The organism is Sphingopyxis sp. (assembly GCF_035565275.1).
GTDB lineage: Bacteria > Pseudomonadota > Alphaproteobacteria > Sphingomonadales > Sphingomonadaceae > Sphingopyxis.
This window is the reverse complement of record NZ_DATMST010000331.1, coordinates 1-2,837: the sequence shown is the minus strand read 5'-3', so window position 1 is coordinate 2,837 and position 2,837 is coordinate 1. Positions and strand designations below refer to the sequence as shown.

Here is a 2,837-nt window from a genome sequence, read left to right as displayed (position 1 = left end):
GAGCAGGCGGCGACTGCCGCCGCCGACGGGTACCGGCTGCTCAAGATCAAGCTGACCGGCGAGGGCGATCGCCTGCGCGTCGCCGGCGTGCGCAAGGGCGCGCCCGAGGCGCGGCTGATCGTCGACGCCAACGAAAGCTGGGGCGAGGTCGACATATTGAGCGAAGCCGAGGCGCTTGCCGACATGGGCGTCGAAATGATCGAGCAGCCCGTGCCGGTGGGCGCCGACGCGCTGCTCGACCCCATTTATGCGCCGATACCCTTTGTCGCTGACGAAAGCTGCCAGACTGCCGCCGATGTCGCGCGAATCGGTCCCTTTTACGACGGTGTTAACATCAAGCTCGACAAGGCCGGCGGGCTGACCGAGGCGTTGCGCGTCGCCGACGCCGCCGACGCGGCGGGGCTGTCGATCATGGTCGGATGCATGCTGTCGACCAGCCTCGCGATCGCGCCTGCCTTCGTGCTGGCGCAGCGCGCGCGCTGGGTCGACCTCGACGGGCCGGCCTTGCTCGAGCGCGACCGCGAGGGCGGGTTCGAATTTCGCGAGGGACGGATCGGAATCTAGGCAGCGGAAGCCAAATCGCTGTTGCAGCCCAGCGCCCATGCCCCTTTTCTAACGCAGCACGGGCGCGTGTCCAGCTATGTCAAAGCGCCACCTCGGCGTGCTTGCCAAGGTCGCCTTCCTTCATCGTCATCCCGGTGGCGAGCTTGAACATGCCCTTGATGCCAGGATCGGCGGTCCAGATTTCGGCGTCGTCGAGGTCGAAGCGCAGCAGGACAAGTTTCGGATCGTCCTTGCCGCCTTCGTACCAGGCCGCGATGCCGTTGTTCCACAATTTGTCGAGCACCGCGCGGTCGCTCTCGTGGACCAGCGTTCCCGAAATGCAGGCGAACAGGTCGTGGCCCTTCGATGCGAATTGCGCCATCGCGGGGCCGCCCGCCGCCAGCCGGTTGTCGGTCGCGGTGAAGAACCAGAAAGCGCCGTGCGCATCCTTGTCGAGCTGGGCGTTCATCGGGATATGATGCTCGCGCTCGCCGGTCGCGCCGACCATGACATAGGGGCTGTCGGCCAAGGCTTTCCAGAATGTTTTCTTGATATCGTCGGTCATCGAAAGGCTCCTTTGTGCCCCCCCGATGACCGATCAACGCGGCACCGGCGCGGTCGTTGCCCGGTTCAGCGCAGGCGCGGCTCCGCATAGCTGACGACCTCATATTCGATACCGTCGGGATCGAAGAAATAGAAGCGGCGGCCGGGTTCGTAATCGCCATGATTGAAGGGGGTAAGGCCGACTGCCCTGACGCGCATCTCGATCGTGTCGAGGTCTTCGACCTGTATCCCGACATGGTTGAGCGGTTTGCCCTTGGGATAGCGCGCGCCATCAGGCTGGCGCTCGGGGGCGGCGTAGAGCGCGATATAGGCGATGTCGCTGCCGAGGTGGATCGTGCGCCCGCCGTTCTGCGCCGGGCCGCGCCAGCGCTCGTGCCAGCCGAAGACCGCCGACAGGATTCCGGCGGTGCGGTCGGGGTCGCTGACGGTCAGATTCACATGTTCGATGAACGGGTGCGTCACCTGGATTCTCCTGATTCGGGTTGACGCGGCGGCTTTTGCAATCTCAAGTGAGGTTCAGGTCAAGCGCAAAAGAAGGAGGAGCCCCGATGCACCGGACCGATCTGATCGCAATCGGCGAGCTTGCGACGCGTACCGGCGTCGCGGTGTCGGCGATCCGTTTTTACGAGGCGAAAGGACTGGTTGCCGCTCTCCGCACGGGCGGCGGGCAGCGGCGCTTCCTGCGCGCCGATATCCGCCGCGTCTCCTTCATCCTGATCGCGCAGCAACTGGGATTGAGCCTTGAGGAGATCGCCGGAGAGCTGGCGCGGCTTCCGGCCGGACGAACGCCCAACGGCGCCGACTGGACGCGGATCAGCACCGGGCTCCGCGCCCGGATCGACGCGCAGATCGCGGCGCTGACGCAGACGCGCGAACTGCTGGGCGATTGCATTGGTTGCGGCTGCCTCAGCCTCAGGAGGTGCGGGCTCTATAATCGCGAGGACAAGGCGGCGCAGTGCGGGGCGGGGCCACGCTATCTGCTGGGCGACCGCGCGCGCGAGATTGCCGAAGTGGATTGAAGCAAGCGGGGAGGGGAGAAGGCAGGACCGTCGCCCGCCGCGCCGCGCGCGCCTTGCCGTCAAACAGAAAGGGCGGCCCGAAAGCCGCCCTTTTCGTTTTTGGTCGTGCCGCCGATCAGTCCTGATGCGGCTGCAGGTTCACCGCCGCGAACTTGCCGCGGTCGTCGACCTCGATATCGAAAGCGACGCGGTCGCCTTCCTCGAGGCCGGCCATGCCGGCGCGCTGCACCGCGCTGATGTGGACAAAGGCATCGGCCTGTCCGTCGTCGCGCGCGATGAAGCCGAAGCCCTTCGTCGTGTTGAAGAATTTGACCGTGCCCGAGGTGCGTTCGCCGGTCAGCTGACGCCGGCCGCGGGCGCCGCCCGGAGCCGGACGGTCGCCGCGATCATCGCGGCGCGGAGCGAATTCCTCGACCGGCATCGGTTCGCCTTCGATCTTCAGATCGATGGCCGAAACCTTGCCGTTGCGTTCGACGAGCGTGAAAGCCATCGGCTGGCCCGAGGCGAGGCCCTGCAGGCCCGCCTGTTCGACCGCGCTGATGTGCACGAACACGTCTTCGCCGCCATCGTCGCGCGCGACGAAGCCGAAGCCCTTTGCCGCGTTGAAGAATTTCACCGTGCCATTGCCTTCGCCGACGACCTGTGCCGGCATGCCGCCGCCACGTCCGCCGCCGAAGCCACCGCCACGGTCGCCGCCGCCGAAGCCGCCGC

Annotated in this window: 5 protein-coding genes; 2 read left to right on the top strand and 3 right to left on the bottom strand. The window is 66.5% G+C overall.

Annotation, left to right across the window (positions count from 1 at the left end):
* A partial coding sequence (locus VN047_RS21640; RefSeq protein WP_325546367.1) for an enolase C-terminal domain-like protein occupies positions 1–564 on the top strand: 564 nt, incomplete at its 5' end.
* A gap of 79 nt (positions 565–643) precedes the next feature.
* Here the strand turns inward: VN047_RS21640 and VN047_RS21635 are convergent.
* Together VN047_RS21635 and VN047_RS21630 are read right to left on the bottom strand one after the other, a co-directional pair.
* The gene (locus tag VN047_RS21635) at positions 644–1,108 is read right to left on the bottom strand and encodes a pyridoxamine 5'-phosphate oxidase family protein (protein WP_325546365.1); all 465 of its coding nucleotides are present in this window, start codon (positions 1,106–1,108) and stop codon (positions 644–646) included.
* Between the two features lie 65 nt (positions 1,109–1,173).
* Entirely contained in the window at positions 1,174–1,569 is a 396-nt protein-coding gene (locus VN047_RS21630; protein WP_325546363.1) for a VOC family protein, read from the bottom strand.
* 86 nt (positions 1,570–1,655) lie between these two features.
* On the opposite strand from VN047_RS21630, the gene soxR reads away from it, so the two are divergent.
* Complete coding sequence (gene soxR / locus VN047_RS21625; RefSeq protein WP_325546361.1) at positions 1,656–2,126, top strand: redox-sensitive transcriptional activator SoxR; 471 nt, start codon at positions 1,656–1,658, stop codon at positions 2,124–2,126.
* 115 nt (positions 2,127–2,241) lie between these two features.
* Here soxR and VN047_RS21620 read toward each other — a convergent pair.
* The coding region (locus VN047_RS21620) for a cold-shock protein (protein WP_325546359.1) at positions 2,242–2,837 on the bottom strand (596 nt) is incomplete at its 5' end.